The organism is Pseudomonas sp. Leaf15, from assembly GCF_001421425.1.
GTDB lineage: Bacteria > Pseudomonadota > Gammaproteobacteria > Pseudomonadales > Pseudomonadaceae > Aquipseudomonas > Aquipseudomonas salomonii.
Genome location: NZ_LMKI01000014.1, coordinates 31,812 through 54,280 on the forward strand (window position 1 = coordinate 31,812; position 22,469 = coordinate 54,280).

Below are 22,469 nucleotides of genomic sequence, written 5' to 3' on the forward strand. Positions count from 1 at the left end.
AAGCTTCGCATAGGCTGATCTTACCACCTGCAGGAATGCGTGAGATCTAGTTAGTCAACCCATTTAACTAATTTTAACTAATATTGCAAAATCAGTTCGATTTCCCGTGTGCTCTAGCTTTTTCTCGATTGAGCATAATAGCTACCACTGAAATTTTTCTCTTGGCTTATGAAGTCTTATTCTAGATTTAACTTGCTTGCGAAGCGACTGATAATGCCCTCTGAGCTGTATGACATATGTCATAGCTACAATAGCGCCTTGGGTAGAAGCAATTACAGCATCATGCAAAGAAAATATATCAAATTCTAAACCATCCATAATTTTTTCAGGCGGCTTCAAAAAGCCACATCGAAGCATGTCATTATAAAGATCAAGCAGAATTATTGTTTCACACTCTGGGTGCTTCAGCCAATATCCATAACCACGCAACAAAGATGAGTAACTTGCCCATAAGAACAAAATTTCTTTTGCCGCATCGAATGGCTTACCCTTAACAATCGGCAGCTTTTCCGAGAGCAAAGATTCTAATTGTTTTAGCCTGACACTACGGCTACGATTATGACTAACCGATAATAGCGCCTGACTATTATCATCAATATAGCGAAAGTCGACGAGCGCAGTAGGAAATTTCAGAGCGGCCTCTGAAATTGATCGGCGTCGCGCTATAATCTGCTTCTCAGTAAGTCTTGCGCTCACCAACTCTATCAAAACCAATTGATCGTCGGATCTACGACGCGCTATCGCATCAAAAAAAATATTACTGCCGGGAAGAGCCGTCTCGAACAAAACTTCGAATCCATTACTGGCATATTCATTGGCAATTAGTTCAAGCTGATACCTTTCATAATTTTTCACGTTACCAATAGCTCCCATTTGTATTTAAATAATCCTCTACCTTAATTGTCGTCACATGTTGCTTTGGCACAAGCTTCCCTTTAGCAGAACGAGCAGTTCCATTCGCGATCATCATCGCTTCTGCTATTTCAGCCGCATGGGCTACTGAAACCAAGAGCGCATTCTTGGGTAAAGGCAAAAACCTTTCTGTAATTATTCGGAACACTGCCTTGTCATTTAAAATTACGCTAGGGGATAGCGCATCAATAGTATGTTTCAAACCATTATCTACATCAATGTATTGATTGTTTATTGGAAAGAAAAATACTTTTACCGTGACCGCTCTGGGGCAACCAGCAGCGCCTGGAAACTTACTTGACACAGCAGCACCTGCAGCCGCTGAAACCAATACCTTCCATGCGTTCTTCTTAAGTGCAGTACCGTTGACAGAAGACGGACTGCCTAAAACCTTAAAATTTATTGGGATAGTCATCATTTCGCCTCGTTTTTTTCAAGTCCAATCGCATTTTGAGCTGCATTACAGCTCCGCCTTTCTCACTGGTTAAAGTAGGATAGTCGACGGACTCTCGCATTTTTGGCCGCTACTTAGCTTTCCCAACGTTGATGACGCCAGCCCCTCCTCAGCTTGAAAAACCTCAATAAGTCTCTGGTTGTATCTATCCAAGTAGCTTTGCAGACCATCACGGTCGATTAGTCGCACGCCCGCAGTGCTGGACAACTCCTTCGCTGATTTCGTGTAGTAGGAATTCGTGACGACCATCGCCTCGTCACACCCGTAGAAGGCTTTAGCAGAGATGGCCTGCTGCACAGCAGCATTACCCACAGAGCCAGAGTAGTTCTTGGCCTGGATCACCATGTTTTTGCCAAAACGGCTGACAAATAGATCGGCACCTTGATCAGCCGTCTTCTTGGTCTCTTTCACGTCGTAGCCGATGGTTTGAAAAATCTCAACCAGGAAGGCTTCGAATTGAAACCCGTCCATGGCATCCACCAAGTACATGGTGATGAACTGGTTGGGATTGAAATGCTCCAGCTGAGATCCCAGCCGCTCGACGAGAATATCGAAATAAATCTCTTCGCAGCGGCTTAGGCCACTCCGAAAAACCTGTAGCGGGAGGAGTGGCACACCAGATGTCGAAGCCGCTTGGGGATTAAATTGCACATCGGGGAACGCAAAGTCATTTTCCCACAGGTGGTAATAGAACAGAGCCAAGTCAGACCTGAATGTCGTACCGGCCTCTTCAATCCAGGAACGTAAGGTGTCGGCAAGATCAGCTCGGATGTGGCGGGTCAACTCTCTCGAGAAGCCCAGGTAGGAAGAGTTGAATGCTGTGGTTTGCAGCAGCTTGTCCAAAAGAGATGGAAGCCCTTCAAGCTCGTCAAAGCCTTTGCGAATCAAGACCTCCCTGAACAGCTCTCTCTCGCTGTACACACCATCCAAACGTGGGCCGGGCACGCCTGCGTCATCGCTACTACCTGCGCTTTCGCGAGTCGTGTGAATGAAGTTCGTAAAGTATGGCTGCTTCAGCTCCGCGTATTTTCTCAATACGTTGTTTAGAAGATCATTCAGTTGGGCTTGCTCCTTCTTCTTACCGAAGAAGTCTTGAATCAAGCCTTTGGATCTGTATTGAAAGTCGGGGTAAAACGAAGGATCCAGTGGAGTGAGGTGCCGCAACGTGAGTTCTGATGACGGCGAAACTTGGGAGCCCATGCACCACGGGCATGCTGTCTCGAAGGTAGTCCTGTTGCATCCGTTGCAATGGTAAATCATCGTTTCCGTTCCTTCCCAAGTCATCGCGTGCCTTCACGCACATCCTGCTAGCGACCATAGCTCAGTGCCATCACACAGTCCACGAGCTTGTTTCCACTGCACGCAGACGCACAAATGATGGCGAAATCCCATCACGGCGATTGGAGTGCCGGGCCGGCTAAGCTAGAGTTCCAGTATCTATCAGCCGGACGCTCCGTTGCTGAGCAGTCATCAGGGAAGCGACTATGCAAATTCAGCATCTGGAAATCGCGAACTTCCGCAAGCTCCTATCCGTACGGGTCGACCTGGCAGTCGAGACCACACTCCTCGTCGGAGCCAACAACAGTGGCAAATCATCTGCGATGCTGGCCTTGCGCAAGTTCCTACTTTCGAAAGCATCGATTTTCAGATTGCAAGATCTTACTCTGAGCCATCTCGCCACAATCGATTCCATTGGTGAAGCTTGGGAGGCTGCAGATGATAGCTTCCCCATCCCAGTCGCAAATGAATGGGCTGACTGGTTGCCAACGCTAGATATTTGGCTTGAAGCAGCTCAAGGCGAGCTTCATCACATCCGAGATCTCATACCGAACTTCGCCTGGAAAGGCGGCCATGTCGGTATGCGGTTCCGGCTGGAACCGGATGATATGCCAACGCTGTTCGTCGATTACCGCAAAGAGCGAGCACGAGTGAGGGAGCTTCAGCAGGAAATTCAAAAACAGGCAGCGCTAGGTACACAGCCACCATCTCTTCCGCTCTGGCCGCAGAGCTTGCATGACTACCTAAATCGGCGGATTGGTAAAACCTTCAAGATCCGATGGTACCGACTTGATCCAGGCCAGCTACGAGCACCAAATCCTGCGACTCGTAAAGCTAACCAGCAACCGCTTGCGGCCACTGCTACGCCACTTGAACGCAATCCCCTAACAGACCTGATTCGAGTCCACGAGATCAATGCTCAACGCGGCTTTGGTGACAGCGCTGACGAAGGAGTCCTAGAGGGAGGACATGGATCGGGCAGGAGGCTCTCGGAACAATTGCGAGCGTACTACAGCAGGCATCTTGATCCTGGCGATAGCCCAGATATTTCAGATTTGGAGGCACTCAGAGCAATTGAGGCGGCTCAAACTGCCTTTGACACTCGCTTGAGTACGAGCTTCGCGCCTGCGCTCAAGGAGGTTGCCGGCTTGGGCTATCCAAATAACTCCGACCCGTCCATCCGAGTTTCCACCCGACTCGCCCCTACCGACGGGATGAACCACGAAGCAGCGGTGCTGTTTGAATTAGATTCCGTTGGAGGAGCCCCTGGAGCACCGCCTCTTAGGCTTCCGGAAACGTCCAACGGGCTCGGCTACCAAAACCTCATCTCAATGATATTCCGATTGATGGCATTTCGAGATGAATGGCTGAAGAAGTACAGAAGTCCTGAAGAGCAAAGTGCTACTGGTGTTGAGCCTATACATTTGGTTCTAATCGAAGAGCCGGAGGCCCACCTGCACGTCCAGGTTCAGCAAGCATTCATAAAACACGCCTACCATGTGCTTTGCAGCGACCCATTGTTAGCGAAGTATCCGAACCTCAGGACACAGCTGATGGTCAGTTCCCACTCTAGCCACGTAGCTCATGAGATTGACTACGAAAACTTGAGATACTTCCGCAGGCTTCCGTCCGGCATGGCCGGGATATCAATCCCAGTCTCTACCGTCTCGAACCTAAGCACAGTGTTTGGCGAGTCCAATCAAACGAAGGAATTCGTCACCCGTTACCTTCGGGCCCAACATGCCGACCTGTTCTTTGCGGATGCGGTGATCCTTGTTGAGGGGGCCGCTGAGCGCATGATGCTTCCTCATTTTTTGAGGCAACACTTTCGTTTCCTAGACCAGTGCTACATAACCATTTTGGATATTGGGGGAAGTCACGCGCATCGGCTCCGGCCCCTGATCGATGCGTTGGGCATTGTCACTCTGGTGATAACTGACTTGGACGCGGGTCTCCTACAGGTCGGCAAACCTGTCGAACGGAATAAAGGCCAAACCACTAACAACCCAACCGTGCGCCATTGGATGCGAGCAGCAGGCCTTGGACATGATGTGGACTCATTACTGGATCTGCCCTTTGACAGTAAAGCCCAGCAAATTGACGATCTGTTTTCGATCAGGATCGCTTATCAGACGCCCATTACTGTCCGCTTACCCAAAACGGGGTTAAATGTCGAAGCACTACCAAATACCTTTGAAGACAGCCTCGTCTTGAGCAATACAGAGCATTTTGCTAACAAAGCGGGGCGCGGGCTGATGCGATCCTTTGCCAAGGCGCTACGTGAAGCAGAAACCTCCTTAGAGCTTGGCACAGAGCTATTCACCAAGCTCAAGGATGGTGATAAGGCTGAGTTCGCACTACAGGTTCTAGGCGATTCTGATTTCGCCAAGTTGAAGGTGCCTACTTACATCCATGAAGGCTTGGCGTGGTTGCAGTCCAAGCTCGAAAGAAAAAGCAAAGAGCTGCTGATCATCCCTTCAGCGATTCTCGAGGTGACACCATGAACCGGCAGCCGGAAGCTGCTATGGATGATGTTCCTGATGCCGACCAGATCATTCAAGACTGTCTGAATCTCGACCATCCGAAGAGTTTTTTCCTATACGCCGGCGCTGGCTCTGGAAAAACCCATTCGTTAGTCGAAGCCGTGAAAACTCTAAAGGATAGGGAACGGCAACGACTGACTTTTGAAGGACGCCAAATCGCGATCATCACCTATACCAAAGCGGCGTCCGAGGAAATTACCCGCCGCCTTGAACACGACCCACTGGTGGTTGTGTCAACCATTCACGCGTTTTCTTGGCGGATGATTCAGGGCTTCAATGATGATATTCGTGAGTGGCTTCGGGTCAAGCTCACTCAAGATATTGGCGAGCTTAATGAGAGGCTCGGAAAGGCTCGAGGGCAAAACAAGACATTTCTAGCAAATCAAGCTTCGAGGGATAGCAAAGCTCGTCGCCTCGATTCCCTGGATGAGATATCAACATTCATATACAGCCCTACCGGCGACAATCGCGGTAGGCAATCCCTAAACCATAGTGAAGTCATTCAAATGGCCGCTGCTTTTATCCAGCAGCCTCCATTGCTGAACGTTATGGCGGATCTGCATCCGGTACTTTTGATCGATGAGAGCCAAGATACTTATGGGCCTCTCATGGACGCTTTTCTGCAAGCACAATCCCTCATCCCTGACCGTTTTTGTCTCGGGCTTCTCGGCGATACGATGCAGCGTATCTACAGCGATGGGAAGGTGCGCTTGGAGGAAGCGATCCCTCGAGACTGGGCTGTGCCCGAAAAACGTATGAACCGTCGGTGCCCGACGCGGGTCGTTGATCTGATCAACGTAATTCGTGCGAGCGCAGACAGCCATCAGCAGAAGCCAAAGCCTGACGCTATAGAAGGCACGGTTCGAATGTTTTGCACCCAACAGATACCAGGTCAAGGTTTCGAGTTGGAGGAAGACATCGCACACCGCATGGCAGCCATCACCGGCGACGCTCAGTGGGCAACTGGTAAAGACGGAAGAAAATCCCTGATTCTTGAACACAAGATGGCCGGACGCCGAATGGGGTTCGAGGGTGTGTTCACACCGTTGTATGGAGTTGAGCACCTGCGAACGGGGCTACTGGATGGAACACTGCCAATCTTGAGACTGTTCTTTGATCGGGTAGCCCCTATTCTTCGAGCTGCCAAGGCGAACAGTTTCAGCCTCATGGAGGCTGTGCGGCTTCAGTCTCCGCTTCTCGATACTAAATCTATAAAAGACGCGCCTGACCAGTTGGCCTTGCTTGATAAAGCAAGAGCAGCAACTGAGTCGTTATGCGAACTATTCAATGCCAACGATCCCCTAATCGGTGAGGTGGCTCATGTTCTGTTCGAAACAGCACTACTAGATCTCCCTGATCGACTTGTGACAGCTCTATTGCTGGGCGCCACAAGTGATAATCCTCCCGACACATCGGATCGTGATGCATTAGAAACCCATGCATACCAGACTTTACTGGCGCGCCCCTTCTCGGAAATGGCTGCGTTCGCTGGCTATACCGAGGGACTATCCCCTTTTGACACTCACCAAGGTGTGAAGGGACTAGAGTTCCCTAGAGTCATGGTTATCCTCAACGACGAGGAAGCAGGTGGTTTCCTTTTCAGTTACGACAAGCTCTTGGGGGTCAAGCCTGCTTCTGACAGCGATGTAAAAAATCAACGCGAGGGCAAAGATGACTCCTTGGCTCGCACTCGTCGCCTGCTGTACGTCACTTGCAGCCGGGTCGAAGAAAGTCTCGCGATTGTGGTTTACACCTCTCAGCCGGCGACGGCGAAACAGCGAGTGATTGAAGCAGGATGGCTCCAGCCAGAGGAGATCGAAATTCTATGACCTCCTCTCGCAGGTAGCTGGCCGGTAACAGGGCTGAGGTTATTTCCCTGCTGTGGAGTGCGCCACCTTGCGGCTTGGCAGGCTATCTATTCTCGGCCGGTTGAAACTCCATGCCTAGAGCCTGCCAGCTCGCTTGGTGTAGACCGTTATGTAGTCTTTTTCCGGCTTGATCTTGCCTACAAAGCCACGATCATTGAGCGCCTGAGAAAGACGAACATCAAGCTCAAAATTCGGCAACCGCACAGTTCGTTTATTCCCCAACAACTCAGCGTATCCACCGGAGAGCGAAACCAGTATCGACGAGGTCGTAGCCCAATCGACATGCAGTTTCAGAGCCTGAAGCAGTAGCTCCTGCTTTTCACGTTGCGAAATACTGGCATCGCACGCCCGCGACGCAATGATGCTTCTGCAATTCCGGGGCATGATGAAATTCTCGGCATTAGCCCTGGCGCACACCAATGCAAGTTTACCTACTACAGCGGCGTGGCTAGCCTCTTCTCGCTCAACCACCCCCTCCCACATCTCGGCAATGTCACCAATAGGGACAGTGCGCGCGAAGCTGATTGAACCGACAGTCTTCGGGTCGAGCTTTCGCAGGTCGACATAGTCACGGGCATCAGCCCAACACCTATCCGGAATTTGCAGCTATGTTTCGGTTAGCCTTCCATATCGCAGTGCTGCATCCTGTGCTGAGGCATCTCGTGCATCGCGCCGAGGTAGACATATAGGAAGCGCCAATGCTTAAGAAAGCGATCAAATTTCTACGCGACTCTTTACTGGAGGACTTCGGCCAGCCGGCGACCCTCATAAACTTGCTTCGTGCAGACGTCGGCCTTAACAGGCATTTGGTCGAACATGAGAAGGGTATCAGCGCAAGCGAAGTGGTGCGCTGGAACGACTTTGGCGACTTGGGGTATGAGACCAGTCGGATGTACCGGCGGAGGCTCAATGGATGGACACGTTCCCCTGGCTCCTATCAAAACTACGGCTCCACCAGCTTAATCCGAGAGGATCTTCTCAGCTTGGGTACGGTTAGGGAGATCCAGCGCTGGAACTGTGACATTCAGCAGGTCGATGGCTTTTCCGCGTCAAAGTCAGAGCTGCGCAGGTTCAAAAGCATGGACGCCATGGTTGAGCGTAACTCCCAGCCGATGATCACACCCGTTACCCAAGAAAAGCTTGAAGAAAATCTCCGATGGGACGAGATCCGGATCATCTCTAGAGAAGATCACGATTACTTCTCCACTTGGGAATGGGACGGACGAGTGTTCTTGATCAACAGCGGAGGCTCCCACCACTTCGCAGCGGCTAAGTACATCGCGAAACGCATCGGGGTCAACGTCCCACTCACAGGTCGGTATAAGGTATACGGAATTAATCAGGTCGCCTTGGCGAGCCTAAGACGCGATTTCGACATGTTTGTGTTTTCATGGCACTGCAAACAGCAAATGGATTTTCACCGAGCCATGCAGAGGTTTGAGGCAACCTACTATTGGAAGGATCTCCCACGTCCATACACAGACCAGGCTGCGATTTTCCTGCCCAAAGCGGAGAAGCGCGCTGGAAAGGTATCTGAGGTACTGCGTGAGGCTGGGTTTCAGGATTTAGGCCTTTACCTCCAGAAGCTGGCTAATGCTACGGGTCATCATGTCTCGGTCGCCTAGCAGCCCTATGTGCATCTAAATGCTGCATTTCAGCCTGCCATTGAATCGGATTTTTTTCCCAGTCTTGGGCGTATGGGCCATCGATCAGGCGCGTCGAGCCGACGCTCGCTTGCAGAAAGCGCTTACGCCATGGCTGTGGAATACTGGTCTCGTCAACAAAGTTGATACTGGAACTGTGACGCTCAATCAGGACTGCTTGCGGACAGCGTCGATATGTGGAGGTTCGGGGAGCGCCGCGCCGATATCATCCACCTCCAGATGCCTCAAAAGCTGGACACTTCCGTCCCACGTGACTCTGCCTGATCAACCAGAACCTTTGAAAGGATCGAATGCGCCTACGCAGCCACGCGTTCACTGTACTGACCTGCGCCAGCTAGCCTCCCTCGTTCGCATAGGAAGCGATTGTACCTAACAGCCGCGATGGTGAACCTCCCTACCGCGACCGCCCATGCGACCTCGGTATGCGGACGTCATTAGAGAGCTTAAAGCCATGGACTTCGACAAGACTGCCATCGCCGAAAAGGTCGAGGTCGACGGGATGCGGTTCGCAGTAACTGGTACCTCGAGCCTTTACCGCTGACAGCACGGTGCGCATAAACCGGAGCGAGGCGCCGGATAACCTGAGCCAGACTCATTGAAACTCCCGAGGCACTTATTCTCTGAGCGTTATCCCGGCAGTCTAACGGCTGCTGAGCACGGACTGGAATCAGTTCGACCGGAGGTTCCATACCCTTCCTCAGCCTAGCCCTGGAGCTATTTCGTCCGGGCCCGAGCGATCATGGCATCCAGCTCAGCGAGTAGCTGATCGACATCTATTTCAACAAACTCTCCGGGGTTGAGGATCTGCTCAATCACTTCGGGACTGAAGTCTTCGAAGACCTCCTCCTCGCCCGAGCCAACAGCCCAAACATCTTCCGCCTTACTGTAGAACTGATGCAGTGCGCCGGATAATTGGAACTCCACCAGCGCATCATCAAGCTCTCGACAAGATACGTGTGGTACCTGCTCGGCTATTCGGCTCCTCAACAAGGAGTGGGAAATCCCCGATCCAATCGATGCCAGGATCAGCGCCTCCAGATTAAGTTTGTCGTTCATGCCCCATCCCCTCGCTCACCCGACTCGGTGGCCAAGGTCGTACCCGATCATGAAAAGGCCCATTTCAAGTTTACGAAGAGGATTCCCGAACCCCTCATGGAAGCGGCTCGCGCGCGCCGATGGATGAGCCAAGGCTCCGCTGAGCACCCAGCTCGCCCGCATATTCCAGAGTGCGTGGTGATGACCTCGTCGCAGCCGGGGAAATTTAAAGTCACATTCCAAACTCGGATCACGGTTCTTAGGCGCAACAGTGTTCTGAGCCTCCTTTGCCGGCGCCCAAGGGAAACGAAGCCCGTCAGGGAGAGAGGTAAGTTTTCTGTCACAGCAGTATTTCATGACGAGCCAGCCCATAGCAGCAGCGACTCGGCTGTCGTAGATGATGAAATTCTCGCAGATCAGCGAATAGACCTTAGTCATGCCCGCATTGAAGCGCAGATCGCTAAAGAATTTAGGGCTATCCAGATCTCCATGTCGCAGAACCTCCGCAACCTGCTCGATCATCGCTGCCAAACCCACTCGATTCTCTTCAAGCCAGCGGTTGTTCTTAGCAGAAACGCCACCCCAAGACATGGTGGCCTGGGTTCCCCGCAGCATCGAGTCGTCGCATGCAGCCGCGCTGAGGTCAGCGGCTAGAGCCTCAAGGGCTTTAGCGTTGCTATTACCACAACTGCCCGCGCTGACATTGAGATGGGCCACCCCTGGGTGATTCCATTCGTACTGCTCAAAAGCATCATGAAGATTTGAGAACTGCCAGATCTTGCTGGTCTGCCGGTTGGTGTAATGATGCTCCAAAGGCTTGTTAGACCCCAACTGTTCAGCAAGCCATTCAATGAAAGCATTGACCTCAGCACGATCTTTGTAAGCGGGGTACTTCCGGTGCGAAACCTTAATCTTCATGAGATGCTCCATTGAGTTCGATGGGTTTTCTTGCTGGCAAAGTGATACTGACTCACAATAAGGACAGATTTTGTCTGTGAGTTCGCTATGGTTAAGAAAATTTCCAAGGAAGATAGACGCAAGGCACTCTTAGGTATGCTGCTGCGGGAGCGTCGCTCCCTGCTTACTGAGGAGCTGCACGCTCAGCTGACACATTGGATTGAACAGGTTCCCCACCTTAAAACCACATTGCGAGACCTGCAGATCCTTGCTTCGGAGGGACTGATCGCCGGTGAGAAGCCAGTAGGTCAAAAATCCTACCGGTGGAAACTGCGAAAATCTCGCTTAGATCTCGTACTGACACCCGCTGAATCGATGACGTTGGTAGCCATTCTGCAGCATGCCGAGCGCTTCGGGTTCAAAGTGGTAACCGACCAGCTCGTGGAGCTTCAAGATTACGCGCTAGGGGTAATAAGCCGAAACTCAAAACACGACCTGATCGGCCAGGGCAGAATCACTACGGGCACTCGCTTCATCACCCTACTGCCTGGCGCTTACGATCCGGCGCACCTTGGGCTCATCCAAGCGGCCATGCTCGACGGCCAGACGTTAGAGGTCGTTTATAAGCCCCGCGATGCTGGTGATCTCGAATGCACTTATGTGTTGAGGCCTCTAGCGCTGTCCTTCCAGGACTCTAATATCTACCTGTCTGCCTACGTCGAATCTGAGCAGTGGCCTGACGGCAAGATGCCCAACTGGGATGCCCCGCGCGGGAAGTACAGTAGTAATGGGCCTGGCAAGCAGTGCGTGCTCATGCTTCATCGGATGGTTAACGTAAAGACTTATTGGCAAGATACCCCTGAGCCAGAGGGCTATAGCGTCGACGCGTTCGTAGTGCAGCGAGATCTGAATACCATTCACGACGAAGCTCCCATTGAGCTGAGGCTGCGTCTTGAAGCAATTCTCCTTAACCGCCTCACAGAAAACCAGTTGAATGACACTCAAAAAATCGAACAGACCCCTATCGGGACAATCTTGAAATGCTCAATTCAAGATACCCAAGGGTTGAGACTGTTTTTGCTTAGCAATGCAGACGAGATCGAAGTCCTGGAGCCGCCTCACCTTCGCGACCACATCAAAAATTCATTGCGCCGGGCATTGGAAATGTACGCAAGCGACAAGCTGTGATGGTGACTGTAGGTGTTCAGGGCTGGGATGAGGCCGGCGCGAATCACTTCGTGGCAGATGTAGATAGCTGGTACATCACGTTTTATGATGACTGCGACGCGCTCAGCTACCGCCAACATGCTGTAAGTCCGGATGGGCAGCTTGGGTGATCGGTTGGGGGCTGATCCGGTGGCGCTGCTAATCACACGGCAGACGCATGAGTGGATGCTCAAGGCGCTTCAGCTGTTTCGGGGCGTGCAACCAATGGGGGTCGGCTGTCGTGAACCATACCGCCAAAAGCGGGCGCTTGGTCATGCGGGCTTCCATACTCACCCGCCAGTTTGCTGACAAGCTACCGCACCAAGCTTGGCTGCTATTAATTAAAGCTCAACCTCCAGAGCAATCCTATATGCGCTTGATGCGGTGCTGAAGGTATTTCATCGCTTCAGGACGAAAATCAATCTTGTGCGCCCCTACCAACTGATGGATTGTTCGCTCCTCCAAGCTTAACTCTGGATCGACCACCAACATGCCATCCGAGTCAAAGCCGATGACCCCGGCATCCATCAGTCTGTGAAGGGACGCAGTCAGGAGGATGCCATTGTAGGGATCAGTCAAGGCTGGATCATCCTCTTCACATACCGCCACCGGTTTGAGATGTGCAGCCTCTAGTGCTAATGAGGAACCTGTGATAGCGCAGCGCCCAGCCCATAATGCTGAGGTGCCCAAGCTGAAATCGCCTTGGAAGTTTCGAACACGACTCGCACGCTCTGTGAAACTCTCAAGTCCGCCAAGGCGTGGATTTAGTACATGCGGATCCAGAATCATTTTTTGACGTTGGCTGAGGCCAAGAGATTCAAGTTCCGAAACAGGCACTTCAATCCACCCCTGCCGGGGGTATAACAGGTTTGGACGAGCTGCTCCATCCCGCCAACGAGCCCGCCTTTGAGTTTCTACCACTCGCTGGCCCTTCTTGACGACCTTAAACTCCGCCACCTCATCAGTTAGAAAAGCCCTCTGCAACCCGATAAGTGCGGAGAAGTAATCACTGATTTCAGGCCGAGCTTTGAAGCCCCATTTGTACGCTCCATCAAGGCCTTTCCAAGGCAGGAAACACCAGCCTGGAGTCGATGCGTAGCGCCCGACAGGCACAAATACAGTCACGTCACGTGGTTGGTAAACTTTTGGTTCCTCTAGCTTTTCGCAAAGATAACCCTGTAGCGCGGCTTCCTGCATTGTGTACCCTCCCCTGAACTTTTCTAATGCTGCCACGAAGCCTGTACTCCAAGAATTGGGTGTCGGCATCGCGGCTTTAAGCCGGGATGTTCAAATGGATGAAACTCAATGGACGGCGTTAGAAAGACCATCCATTGATTCCGCCGTGAAACTCATGCCGTCTCGGGGTTTTCGATCTCAGCTTCGGTCATTAGATCAGCATGCTCATCCCAAGCAGCAATTAGCCAGTGAGGCAACTGATCGTGCCTCTTGACCGCTACTCTAGAGTTTCCATAAGCCATGTGCGGTAAGAGTACCGTGCGGACAAGAAGGCTGTCTGGATTGACCTGAACGGGAGCGATCAAATCAGGAGCTGCGGTGATGTCCTCTCGTGACTGGAGATACAAAGGGACAACATACGTCATACTGCCAAAATACCATTGGGAGAGATGCAGCCCTCTGTTTATCGACCACTGGATCGCTCCCGAAATGGCGCACATTTGGGCGACCCTAGGTGTTTGATTCAGCCAAGGGAATCGTGAGGCGTTATCTCCAAGGATGTGATCATGCATCATCACGATCTCTGCTCGGTCTGGGAGTACCGGCGAAGGGGGGATATCTGGCGGAATTGGGAGCTGAGGTGCAGAAATCTTGGATCCTGCGGCCACAAGATAATAGGGTTCACGCCCGGTGTTGCGATTTTTGGAGAAGGCCAGATACAGAGGGGTTCCGTATCGTGTTTGTAGGTGGCCAGCTGTTACGTAAAATTGATCGCCTCCGACAGTAAAGCGTCCTTGCTCGATGCTCCAAGCTACGTGAGCAGCGAGATATTTTTTAAGAACGAAATTATTAGCGCCCCAGTTCTGCGTCAGTGCATCCGTGGCGAGGCTGTCAAGCAACTCGTTGGGGATGAAAGCAAACCTATTGAGGCGCTCTACAATCTTGTTGGTGTATGAGTCGCCCAGATATCCCAACATTTCCGCTTGATCAAACATTCTACCTTCCCTTGGCTTGATGACGCTTGTTTTGTGAATGGTAGTTGAAACACGAAGAACGGCCACCCGCACACCGGCTCTGCGTCAGACCTCGGCCCCATATGTGCGCTGTACGGTAAGGTGTTCAAGATGGAGCCCCTTCACTTGGCACCATGTCCTCCAGTTCATGCACCAGCACTTTCATGCGATTGGCGCGGCGGGTGGCGAACAGATAAGCACAGTGCGGCTGCGCCGCACCGAACACCGCAATCACCCTGGCTAACGCCGTGTCGGTGCCTGCGCGCATGTCCATTGGCTCGGTGGCGAGCCAGAGATTGTCGATGCGAATCATCGTAGAAGGTCTCGAAGAAAGGTCGCGCGGGTGCCGGATTTCGACGCAGATATTCGATGATGTTGGGTGCAAGCTCGCCGCTGCCAGCGGCACGCGTAACGGAATAAATGCAGGTTGCAGCGCAGTGCTGCGCTTGCAGCCGAATCCATTTGTGGACGAGGTTTGCGTTGAGGCTATGGTTGAGTGCGATGCTGGCAATCGAAGCACCGGGCTGGGCACACTCTTGGATAACCTGGGCTTTGAAGGACTTGGAATGGGTACGGCGTGTTGGCTGCATGAAATACCCGCTTAAAAGGCTAGACTGGTGTCCACTTAAATTTAAGTGCACACCATGTCTTTGCCTTGAAGGGCTGGGTAGATGACTTGGCCGGACGCATACGGATTTTTAAGACATGCCAGAACTCAAACAGCATTTTTTGTATTTTTTCTTAGACCCGCATGGGCAAGCGTCATTCCGCCCAACACCTGGAGGAGAATCCGAAACTTTGATAATCCTCTGTGAGACATTGTCCAGTATCTGATGGTTTTTCATGATGTGTTGGGCCATCACCCGCTCTTCGCCCGTCATCGGCACCGTAGCGTCTATAGCGAAAATCGTTTCAGAGCCACCTGATCGGCCTCTTGTGTCCGCGCCAAGAATCAGGATTTCCTTAGCCTTCTGAAACTTGTACCGAGCGACATATGCATATAGCCGCATACACGCTGTTCGCTCCTGTCTATAGTGATCATATGAAACATAATCATCATCCCAAGGAAAAAATACGAATACATAAATTCGACCTAGATTGCTTACGGATGGGACTGTTCGAGCAGAGCGAGCGCCTTCAGGTACGCTGCTAAATTTTTCAAACAAAGCGGACGCCAGAAAGCTGCTGGAATACATATTTTCAGAGGCAAGAACCTGAACAGCATTAGCATGGTCGATGAAAGGGAGGTCGCTAGCTTCTCCGACACACGCATCCGTGATGGCATCGGCAAAACGAGCGATTATCTCGTTCCATAGCTTTGCTTTCTGTTTGTGTCCATGGCGCAGCGCATAGGCCACGGTCTGCCTGTAATGTCGCCACTCGCCTTCCGGAATTTGGAAGCAATGCCCCTGGTGTATAAGAGGAACCTGCAGATCCCCAAAGCCGTTACCGCCGTCCTCCTGAAGGTAAGACGCGAGCGTTTCCTCCTCACCAGCGCTCAACAAAAAGCGTCGATTGCGAATCGTCTTCTCTTTAGTTTCCAGATAATGAATAAAATCTGGCGGCGTACAGAGCTCCTCGAGAAGCAGGTGAATTCCACTCTCGTCGAGCACGTGCACGAAAGTCTTGGCTTGGTCGACATCCCCCACGAAGAAAGGCTTTTCCATCAACACATCTTCAGCGACCTGATACGCATACCCTAACGTTCCACTACTACCAAGCGCTATCGAATCAAAAAAACTCTTGGCATGGTCGCCAATTCCACGAGTGACTGCGACCAGGTGGATCTTCAAGTCGGGATTGGTTAAATCGTATGGAAAAGGATCTTCAAGCTTATTGTTGAGAAAGATTCTGTGAGGGTAGTTCCTAATGAAACTCTCCGCGCCGTGCAGCTGTTTGGCCGATTCCTTGACTGCGCCGCGATACCATCGTTTCCAAGCGATATGAACATCCCTATCGTCTTGGAATTTGACATGGCCCTTGTCTGAGAAAAGGATGAGATGGTTGTTGAAGTAAATCGTAAGGTCAGCCAGCTCCTTGCCGTTCCCTACTGAACGAAACAGGCTGGGGTAGCACCAAAGACTGAAAAACTTATTCTGGACAATGGATGAGAGAAGGCGCTCGCTCTCATTCACGCTAGGCTCTTTGCGGATGGGCTTCAGCACCTGATCATTCCTTGTGCAGTTGTATTTTCTAGAGAAATCGCCAGCAGACGGGCGACTCTGGGTGCTCCGAATGTTGCTGCTCGCCCCACTACTTTTCATCGGTCGATGATGGCACGATGAAGCTCATTGCCGAGCCTTTGCTCGCCTAGGATCCTACCCTAGTCTTCTCCGTTAACCTTAGACTCGATGAGGGGCTGAAGTGGGGTGAGCTCGCTCCGAATCGGCAATGCGAAATTCCGGTATCGACCTCTAGCCAGGCATGTGAAGCACCCTCCTTCACCCCACAAACGTAGAAAAATTCGCCGACACCCAGGGTGTTGAAATAGTCGCCCATGAGCTCAGAAATGATTCCGCAGCATCCGCGTGGGAAACCGTGAATGTGCATGGGGACATCGTCGGTCTGTACGGCCATCTCGACTGCCAACCTGAAGCTCGTTGCCAGCTCAAGCACTGCTGAACGAAGCATTTCCTATCCCCATAAAGAAGGGCCCGCTTGGGGCCCTCCATTTGTACTCAACGGATTTTACTGGGCCAGCCAGCTCTCGACTGTGTCGGAACCATGTTCGGCTTTCCATTCCTTCAGCACCTTGTGATTGCCACCCTTGGTCTCAACCACTTCACCCGAATGAGGATTCTTGTAAACTTTAACTGCGCGAGCCTTCCGGGTCTTAGCCTCAGCAGCAGCTGGAGCGCGGCGGCTATTGGACTGGGGATCCAGGATGGCGACAATGTTGCGCAAGCTGTAACCATACTCACCCAGAAGCTCGCGGAGCTTCTGCTCGAACTGGATCTCACGCTTCAAGCCGTCATCGTTTTTAAGGTTTTCAAGCTCTGCTAATTGGGCAGCAAGCTGTTGTTCGAGCGCGCGAAACTCGGCAAGACGGGACATAGAGCACCTCAAATAGTTGATGGTGCCAGTATAGGCAGCGCTACTACAGGACGACAATGAACTGAGCAGCGGGAAGTCTAATCCTGATGCCGTCGTGCATATCGGTGGGCATCCAAATGCCGCATTTCAACCTGCCACTCAGCCAGGAATTTTTCCCAGTCATGAGCATACGGGCCAATCTCCAGGCGCGTAGATCCACGGCTTGCTTGTAGGAAACGCTCACGCCAAGGCTGCGGAATACTAGCCTCGCGCACAATGTTGATGCTGGAGCTGTGGCTTTCGATCAGGACTACTCTGCGCACAGAGTCAATATCGATCACTGGATGATTCAAGTTCAGAACAGTACGTTCTTGGGCTTCGATATCGTCCAGCACGTCTATGATCGCGACGGCTATAGGATCGCCGGGAACTAGGTGCGAAAGCGTCCAGAACGCTTTGCGCCTGACACCCTCTCGCGTACGCAGATCATCGTTCATCCTCCGTTCCTCGAACCAGTGAGCCGTTTATAAAGATCAGCTAGGAGACGTGCGTCCAGAAGCGCGTGATGCGGGAGCTCTGGCAGTGGTACCTCCCCTATATCACCTACTTCCAGATGCTTGAACAGTTGGACGAGGTTTGTCGCGCGATTGACAACGTTAGCTGGCCAACGGTGATTAACGTATGCGAGCTGACAGAAGAAATCCCAGTCCCATTCGGGTGCATCTGAGCACACCTCTACCGGCCCTTCGAGATCACTCAAGAAGGCGAGCAATGAGCTTTGAGCTTCGACCAGGGTTTGCCCGTGTGCAGCCGGGTTGAGCTGCGGCAAGACGTGCTGGATCACGAAGTCGCTGCAGTCCCCAGTGTGATAGGTATCTGTGAGTTCGACGTAAAACTCATGGCCGCCTTCGGATACCAGCGCCAGGGAGATCAGCTTCGTATTTTGGTTGAGCTGAGTGAATTCACAGTCCAAAAGCAGCTTCATACCCCTCCCCCCTCTGTGAGTTCTTGGTTCACGCCTGCTGGTGTATCTTTGACAATGATCAAAGCTGGCTGGATTCTCCTATGACTTTAACTGATTGTCCTGAAGAGTCTATGCCTGCACTCACAGCAAGGGAGGTTTGTCAGGTGCTGCACGATGCGATCTTTGCGCGACGCGCGATCGCTAGAGCCTGCGCTCAGACCTGGGGCGAGATTTATGCAGGGATGTTTTTGGTCGACGTTGACGGATGGATCATTACGATTTTCAACGACTGTGATGATCTCGATTATTGCGACGAATGCGTGAGTCCAAATGGGCGGGGTTGGTCGTTCGATTCGGGTGATAGATTCGGGACGGATCCCATCGCCCTGCTATCGACTTGGGAGCATGAGAACCTTCATCGATGTTGAAGGCACTCTAGCCTAGGTAGTGGTTCTGGGCGTGCCCCGCTGGGGACGGCTGTCGTGCACCGAGCCACATCGTGTCTCGGCCTGTCGGGCGTCCATCCTCACGTCTGCGCGCTCCGCTTGCCATAGGCGATCGCAGGTAATTGCAGCATTGAGGATGCGCTGTTTTCTAAGCTTCAGGCTAGGAATCAGTCATATTTGGCCGGATGCTTACTATGGAGTGCCTTGGGAGCCACATGCTGGGCACCGGCAGTCGGGGCCAATCTGGCAAAGCCTATGCTGATGGTGTTCGACTAATCTCCGAAATGGATAAGACATTGTCCGCTCCTTGTCAGCGGTACTTATGACCGACCGGCTAGGCTGCTACATGTCTTAATGGGGGCATGGCGACCAGAGCGCTGGCCCATCGAACAACGATGAACGGCTGTGAAGCGACCAAGCTGTTCCAATCAACCACTGCACATTTAGCCTACCCACAAGGGAATGATCATGCCAAGGAAGACATTGATATTCGGAAACGGCCTAGGGATGGCGCTTGATTCCCGGCACTTCTCTCTTACCAACGCTATGGCTGATGTATGGAATGATCCGATTGCCATCAGTGACGTACACAAGGAGTTGATCAGCCAATGCCTCGGTGGAAACGGCGTTATCCCTGCGCGGGAAGATCAGCTCGACCCGTTACACTTGGTGATCTCGGCTTGCAGGACGCTCAGTAGCATCAACATGTCCCAGCGGATGAACGTTCACTGGTTATCGCAAGAAGGACTGCAATTTCCGGTCGCAGTGGGGAACTACATTCACAAGGTAGCCACCAGGCTGCATCTTTACGCCCATGGCCTCCCCCAGGGCTTTCTGGATCCGCTAATCGCCTTCGTTCGCCAGACAAAATCACACGTCGCCACTCTCAATTACGACAAGCTTCTCTACGGAGCATTTTTGGATGCTGGCCTAATGGCGGGCTATTTCCACACCACGCTTGTGGACGGCATGGTTGCCAATGGCTTCAGCTCAGATGCTCTGGCGCGTTTATACAACAATGACTTTGGATACTACCTCCACCTACATGGCTCCCCGCTATTCTTTGACCACCATGGATTGGCCAGGAAACGTGATCGACATCAGCTCAATCCTTTTTCCCCTGAAGGGTCTGATCACATCGTACTGACCCACGTTCGCCACAAGCGATCGGTGATTGGGGCCTCGATGGTGCTTTCCACGTACTGGAACTACCTAGGATTCAGTCTGAACGAATCTCAAGAGATCATCGTGTTTGGGTACTCGGGGGATGATGACCATTTGAATGATGTAATCGCCGCCTATGCCCAGTCCAAACACATCGTGATAGTCGAATGGAGCGGTATTGATCAGACTGAGGCGCAGAGACTTGCGTTTTGGTCTCAGAAATTCAAAACGCGTAATTTTCACTTATGGCGTTTACCGAACGTTCTGACCTTCACGCAGTGGGATCACGTTTATTGAGCTCGAGCGTCGATGAAGGTCTGAGTGAGCATGCGCTCAACGCCGGGCTTTATGACCATGCCTCCAGGGGTGGTGGCTAACCAATTTAAGCTTCATGAACAGGTCGAGAAAACCTGAATTGTTGCTGGCTAACTTAAAACATTAAGGATTCAGGATGTCTCAAGCTCACGGCGTGGATGTCGAGGCGTATCTCAGAGGTGAAATGGTTCTGCACTTTCGCCGCATCACCTTAACGCAACGGCGCACCGACACGCCTATCGTGTTTTCGGGGCCCGGGCAGGTGCATCTTGATAAGGGACGCCTGCAATATGTGATTTACCATACCGGCGTCGCCGATGAAGCGAGCCGCCACATGATGTTAAGCACTGCGGGACAAGCGGGTGAGCTAGTACACGAAAACTCCCTCTTCGATTTTGAGGGAGTGGATGTGGCAGGAAAAACCTGGGTTGCCGAGGGAGTGGATGCCTCAGGTGGGGACTACCGGTTCGAATACTGCGTCGTTGAGGGCTCCATCGAGGTTCTCAGCTCCCACCACGAGCTCTCTATGACTCGCGAACCATCCCTGCATCAGATTTATTTTGACGACCCACACTTCCCCTCGCCTCATCCCCCCCTATCACCAGGGTTTGAGTTCGTATGTGGGGGTTCATCCATCACTATCACGAAGGGCGAGTCAGGATGCGACGTATCTGTTTCCGGTGGCAATCTGAACGAGAGGTTCTCACGAGCCATTGTTAAGACCCTGAGCGTGCTCGGTGGTGTTCGTCTTCAACTGGGTGTCACCGAAAAGATCTGGGACGGCAAGTCCATTATTGACCTTTATTCAAGGGATATTGGGCTAAGCAACCAACAGCTCTTCCCTCCTGTCAAAATTCCCTACAGATGCCCATCGGATTTTATTGCGTCGATATTCAACCTGTTGGTTGGCTTTTTCGAGCACGACGGGGCGATTTATTATGACAACTGGAACAAGTTGAATCGAGCATGGCAAACAGGCCTGGAGTCGACGGCCCTTAACGTGAGTGTCTGCATCGAAGGGGTTCTCAAAGCGTATTTTGAGGATGTGGGCACTGACCGTGATTTTGCCGAACTCGCCAAGCAAACTATGCCTACAGTGATGAAGCTTGATGTGGACAACCGTATAAAAACGTTGCTCTCCTCTTGTCTTGGCGGCTCAGGTAATTTCAAGCCCAAGACAGCGCTTCGCGCCCTTAAGAAGGAGGCCGGAGACATCAGCCCCAACCTTGCGGGCAAATGGAATAAACTCAGAAGTGAAACTGCCCATGCGGTGGTAGGCGGCGAAGCTCGGGAGGACTGGCAAAGGACGGTGGATCTCACGTTCGCCAGTATCAAATTGTTTTATGAAATCCTGTTCTTGATCGTAGGTTACGCAGGAGAGCGAATCGACTACGAGAGCCGTGGATTTCCGTCAGGCCTACGTTCAGAACAGACTCTCGGTGGGAATAGCACTGGATAACGATAGTTCAGCCTAAGGCTAACAACGCGTCGTCGCAACCCGCGATGACATTCCCCGTGTAACGCACGACGCTCGGCAGTTTGGGCAGGAATTGCTGATAATCGACTTAGGTAGCAATTGGACAAGGACATCGGCGTGCCTCGACGCTATTGACGTATCGCAAGTAGTAGTTTGGAAGACTAACAGATGCTCAATAAATCCCCTTGTTTTCTATTTTAACCGGGGATTTTTCGGCAAGCCCGCTATAGCGACCTGAGTTCCCCTGTTCACAGGACTGCTACGTTGATTCGCGGTTTCTGGTCTTTCGCTCAGAGCGAAAGCTCAGCGCGTAGTTTGTGAGATGTTCAAAGAGCTCTTTCTCACTAGCCGTTCGAGCATTGAGCTCATCATTCTTTTCCACATGCCACTCGATGAGCATGTCCCAGATCCTCCATGACCTTGATTCGAGTGAATACGCACAGCCAGTGAGATCCTGATATAGCCGAAACGCCTGTTCAGCGGTCAGCAGGTAATCGACGTTGCCCTTCCCAAACAGGATTCCACCGTCATGCATCGTACGGATGCAGAGCGCGTTAGCCGGATAGCTCGGATCCTCACCCTCGCCCTCGCCCTCGTACGTCCAACAAACGCCGAAGAACCGAAATGACGAGCCCTCCCCGTGGAAAGTGTCATCCGAAAACCTCAAAGCACACCGCTGTCCGTCATAATGCTCCACCCTCATCAGCCCGCCCCCGCCCCAAGGCATCCTGGCGATGCACAATCCTGTTCGCATGACGGCCATTAACAACCCTTGTGCAATCGCATCTGCTTGTCGGGCGCTCAACTGATAACGCGAGTCTCCGAGGGACATCGCGACCTTGCAGCCGTCCTCTGTAGTGGCTGCCGCATGAGCGACAGCCCTGTGAGCATATTCGGGACTATGCGGGATGAAAAACGACTTAGATTTTTTGGCAGGTGTAGCACTCATTGCAGCTCTCCGTTAGGTTTACATATCTAACGGTTTTGAAAGTGGTAAAACTTTAGGTGGACAGAAAAAAAATAA

At 52.0% G+C, this 22,469-nt stretch carries 21 protein-coding genes and 1 pseudogene; 7 read left to right on the forward strand and 15 right to left on the reverse strand.

The window, feature by feature from the left end; genetic code table 11:
* Nucleotides 1-141 precede the first annotated feature (141 nt).
* The 3 genes from ASE80_RS13380 to ASE80_RS13385 form a co-directional block, all read right to left on the reverse strand.
* Complete coding sequence (locus ASE80_RS13380) at nucleotides 142-855, reverse strand: hypothetical protein (RefSeq protein ID WP_133257286.1); 714 nt, start codon at nucleotides 853-855, stop codon at nucleotides 142-144.
* Nucleotide 856: 1 nt separating this feature from the next.
* Nucleotides 857-1,330 (reverse strand): RusA family crossover junction endodeoxyribonuclease, encoded by a 474-nt coding sequence (locus ASE80_RS30715; protein WP_111452753.1) that lies wholly within the window; start codon nucleotides 1,328-1,330, stop codon nucleotides 857-859.
* Nucleotides 1,331-1,396: 66 nt separating this feature from the next.
* The gene (locus ASE80_RS13385) at nucleotides 1,397-2,626 is read right to left on the reverse strand and encodes a restriction endonuclease (protein ID WP_236708832.1); all 1,230 of its coding nucleotides are present in this window, start codon (nucleotides 2,624-2,626) and stop codon (nucleotides 1,397-1,399) included.
* A 224-nt stretch (nucleotides 2,627-2,850) separates the two neighbouring features.
* Between ASE80_RS13385 and ASE80_RS13390 the strand changes: the two genes are divergently transcribed.
* A complete protein-coding gene (locus tag ASE80_RS13390) occupies nucleotides 2,851-5,148 on the forward strand; it encodes an AAA family ATPase (RefSeq protein ID WP_056859341.1) in 2,298 nt (765 codons plus the stop codon).
* Nucleotides 5,145-7,016, forward strand: a complete 1,872-nt coding sequence (locus tag ASE80_RS13395) for a UvrD-helicase domain-containing protein (RefSeq protein WP_177336520.1) — start codon at nucleotides 5,145-5,147, stop codon at nucleotides 7,014-7,016. The genes ASE80_RS13390 and ASE80_RS13395 overlap by 4 nt, the downstream gene beginning before the upstream one ends.
* Before the next feature lie 114 nt (nucleotides 7,017-7,130).
* Here ASE80_RS13395 and ASE80_RS13400 read toward each other — a convergent pair whose 3' ends face one another.
* Nucleotides 7,131-7,526 carry a hypothetical protein gene (locus ASE80_RS13400; RefSeq protein WP_133257285.1) on the reverse strand — a complete coding sequence of 132 codons (396 nt, stop codon included), beginning with the start codon at nucleotides 7,524-7,526 and terminating at the stop codon, nucleotides 7,131-7,133.
* Nucleotides 7,527-7,753: 227 nt separating this feature from the next.
* Here ASE80_RS13400 and ASE80_RS13405 point away from each other — a divergent pair, with 227 nt between their 5' ends.
* Nucleotides 7,754-8,680, forward strand: a complete 927-nt coding sequence (locus ASE80_RS13405; RefSeq protein ID WP_236708830.1) for a DUF6685 family protein — start codon at nucleotides 7,754-7,756, stop codon at nucleotides 8,678-8,680.
* A 753-nt stretch (nucleotides 8,681-9,433) separates the two neighbouring features.
* Here the strand turns inward: ASE80_RS13405 and ASE80_RS13410 are convergent.
* Both ASE80_RS13410 and ASE80_RS13415 read right to left on the reverse strand, forming a co-directional pair.
* Nucleotides 9,434-9,775, reverse strand: a complete 342-nt coding sequence (locus ASE80_RS13410; RefSeq protein WP_056859343.1) for a hypothetical protein — start codon at nucleotides 9,773-9,775, stop codon at nucleotides 9,434-9,436.
* Between the two features lie 15 nt (nucleotides 9,776-9,790).
* The gene (locus ASE80_RS13415; protein WP_056859344.1) at nucleotides 9,791-10,672 is read right to left on the reverse strand and encodes a hypothetical protein; all 882 of its coding nucleotides are present in this window, start codon (nucleotides 10,670-10,672) and stop codon (nucleotides 9,791-9,793) included.
* Between the two features lie 87 nt (nucleotides 10,673-10,759).
* Between ASE80_RS13415 and ASE80_RS13420 the strand changes: the two genes are divergently transcribed.
* Nucleotides 10,760-11,839 (forward strand): helix-turn-helix transcriptional regulator, encoded by a 1,080-nt coding sequence (locus ASE80_RS13420; protein ID WP_056859345.1) that lies wholly within the window; start codon nucleotides 10,760-10,762, stop codon nucleotides 11,837-11,839.
* A 384-nt stretch (nucleotides 11,840-12,223) separates the two neighbouring features.
* Here the strand turns inward: ASE80_RS13420 and ASE80_RS13425 are convergent, their stop codons facing one another.
* The 8 genes and pseudogenes from ASE80_RS13425 to ASE80_RS13455 form a co-directional block, all read right to left on the reverse strand.
* Nucleotides 12,224-13,054, reverse strand: coding sequence for an HNH endonuclease signature motif containing protein (locus ASE80_RS13425; RefSeq protein ID WP_056859346.1), 831 nt, complete (start codon nucleotides 13,052-13,054; stop codon nucleotides 12,224-12,226).
* A gap of 152 nt (nucleotides 13,055-13,206) precedes the next feature.
* The gene (locus tag ASE80_RS13430) at nucleotides 13,207-14,028 is read right to left on the reverse strand and encodes a DUF3825 domain-containing protein (protein WP_056859347.1); all 822 of its coding nucleotides are present in this window, start codon (nucleotides 14,026-14,028) and stop codon (nucleotides 13,207-13,209) included.
* Nucleotides 14,029-14,152: 124 nt separating this feature from the next.
* The gene (gene tnpB, locus ASE80_RS30720; protein ID WP_056859348.1) at nucleotides 14,153-14,359 is read right to left on the reverse strand and encodes an IS66 family insertion sequence element accessory protein TnpB; all 207 of its coding nucleotides are present in this window, start codon (nucleotides 14,357-14,359) and stop codon (nucleotides 14,153-14,155) included.
* Nucleotides 14,360-14,555: 196 nt separating this feature from the next.
* Nucleotides 14,556-14,636 (reverse strand): annotated as a pseudogene (locus ASE80_RS31835) (IS66-like element accessory protein TnpA); the annotation flags it as partial.
* A 108-nt stretch (nucleotides 14,637-14,744) separates the two neighbouring features.
* Nucleotides 14,745-16,211: a YecA family protein gene (locus ASE80_RS13440; RefSeq protein WP_056859349.1), complete on the reverse strand. Its 1,467-nt coding sequence runs from the start codon at nucleotides 16,209-16,211 to the stop codon at nucleotides 14,745-14,747.
* Between the two features lie 523 nt (nucleotides 16,212-16,734).
* Nucleotides 16,735-17,100, reverse strand: a complete 366-nt coding sequence (locus ASE80_RS13445) for a histone-like nucleoid-structuring protein, MvaT/MvaU family (protein WP_056859350.1) — start codon at nucleotides 17,098-17,100, stop codon at nucleotides 16,735-16,737.
* 77 nt (nucleotides 17,101-17,177) lie between these two features.
* A complete protein-coding gene (locus ASE80_RS13450; RefSeq protein ID WP_056859351.1) occupies nucleotides 17,178-17,576 on the reverse strand; it encodes a hypothetical protein in 399 nt (132 codons plus the stop codon).
* Nucleotides 17,573-18,064: a 3'-5' exoribonuclease gene (locus tag ASE80_RS13455; protein WP_056859352.1), complete on the reverse strand. Its 492-nt coding sequence runs from the start codon at nucleotides 18,062-18,064 to the stop codon at nucleotides 17,573-17,575. The genes ASE80_RS13450 and ASE80_RS13455 overlap by 4 nt, the downstream gene beginning before the upstream one ends.
* A gap of 80 nt (nucleotides 18,065-18,144) precedes the next feature.
* Between ASE80_RS13455 and ASE80_RS13460 the strand changes: the two genes are divergently transcribed.
* The 3 genes from ASE80_RS13460 (at nucleotide 18,145) to ASE80_RS13470 (ending at nucleotide 21,427) form a co-directional block, all read left to right on the forward strand.
* Nucleotides 18,145-18,471: a DUF7693 family protein gene (locus ASE80_RS13460; protein ID WP_056859353.1), complete on the forward strand. Its 327-nt coding sequence runs from the start codon at nucleotides 18,145-18,147 to the stop codon at nucleotides 18,469-18,471.
* A gap of 486 nt (nucleotides 18,472-18,957) precedes the next feature.
* Nucleotides 18,958-19,950, forward strand: coding sequence for an SIR2 family protein (locus tag ASE80_RS13465; RefSeq protein WP_056859354.1), 993 nt, complete (start codon nucleotides 18,958-18,960; stop codon nucleotides 19,948-19,950).
* A 154-nt stretch (nucleotides 19,951-20,104) separates the two neighbouring features.
* The gene (locus ASE80_RS13470) at nucleotides 20,105-21,427 is read left to right on the forward strand and encodes a hypothetical protein (protein ID WP_056859355.1); all 1,323 of its coding nucleotides are present in this window, start codon (nucleotides 20,105-20,107) and stop codon (nucleotides 21,425-21,427) included.
* 277 nt (nucleotides 21,428-21,704) lie between these two features.
* On the opposite strand, the gene ASE80_RS13475 is transcribed toward ASE80_RS13470, so the two are convergent.
* On the reverse strand, nucleotides 21,705-22,394 hold the full coding sequence (locus tag ASE80_RS13475) for a hypothetical protein (protein ID WP_056859356.1): 690 nt from the start codon (nucleotides 22,392-22,394) through the stop codon (nucleotides 21,705-21,707).
* Nucleotides 22,395-22,469 lie beyond the last annotated feature (75 nt).

Coding starts and splice junctions, on each gene's coding strand:
- ASE80_RS30715 (WP_111452753.1), bottom strand. CDS start 1,330: ATGATGACTATCCCAATAAATTTTAAGGTTTTAGGCAGTCCGTCTTCT.
- ASE80_RS13385 (WP_236708832.1), bottom strand. CDS start 2,626: ATGATTTACCATTGCAACGGATGCAACAGGACTACCTTCGAGACAGCA.
- ASE80_RS13390 (WP_056859341.1), top strand. CDS start 2,851: ATGCAAATTCAGCATCTGGAAATCGCGAACTTCCGCAAGCTCCTATCC.
- ASE80_RS13395 (WP_177336520.1), top strand. CDS start 5,145: ATGAACCGGCAGCCGGAAGCTGCTATGGATGATGTTCCTGATGCCGAC.
- ASE80_RS13405 (WP_236708830.1), top strand. CDS start 7,754: ATGCTTAAGAAAGCGATCAAATTTCTACGCGACTCTTTACTGGAGGAC.
- ASE80_RS13410 (WP_056859343.1), bottom strand. CDS start 9,775: ATGAACGACAAACTTAATCTGGAGGCGCTGATCCTGGCATCGATTGGA.
- ASE80_RS13415 (WP_056859344.1), bottom strand. CDS start 10,672: ATGAAGATTAAGGTTTCGCACCGGAAGTACCCCGCTTACAAAGATCGT.
- ASE80_RS13420 (WP_056859345.1), top strand. CDS start 10,760: ATGGTTAAGAAAATTTCCAAGGAAGATAGACGCAAGGCACTCTTAGGT.
- ASE80_RS13425 (WP_056859346.1), bottom strand. CDS start 13,054: ATGCAGGAAGCCGCGCTACAGGGTTATCTTTGCGAAAAGCTAGAGGAA.
- ASE80_RS13430 (WP_056859347.1), bottom strand. CDS start 14,028: ATGTTTGATCAAGCGGAAATGTTGGGATATCTGGGCGACTCATACACC.
- tnpB (WP_056859348.1), bottom strand. CDS start 14,359: ATGATTCGCATCGACAATCTCTGGCTCGCCACCGAGCCAATGGACATG.
- ASE80_RS13445 (WP_056859350.1), bottom strand. CDS start 17,100: ATGTCCCGTCTTGCCGAGTTTCGCGCGCTCGAACAACAGCTTGCTGCC.
- ASE80_RS13450 (WP_056859351.1), bottom strand. CDS start 17,576: ATGAACGATGATCTGCGTACGCGAGAGGGTGTCAGGCGCAAAGCGTTC.
- ASE80_RS13455 (WP_056859352.1), bottom strand. CDS start 18,064: ATGAAGCTGCTTTTGGACTGTGAATTCACTCAGCTCAACCAAAATACG.
- ASE80_RS13460 (WP_056859353.1), top strand. CDS start 18,145: ATGACTTTAACTGATTGTCCTGAAGAGTCTATGCCTGCACTCACAGCA.
- ASE80_RS13465 (WP_056859354.1), top strand. CDS start 18,958: ATGCCAAGGAAGACATTGATATTCGGAAACGGCCTAGGGATGGCGCTT.
- ASE80_RS13470 (WP_056859355.1), top strand. CDS start 20,105: ATGTCTCAAGCTCACGGCGTGGATGTCGAGGCGTATCTCAGAGGTGAA.
- ASE80_RS13475 (WP_056859356.1), bottom strand. CDS start 22,394: ATGAGTGCTACACCTGCCAAAAAATCTAAGTCGTTTTTCATCCCGCAT.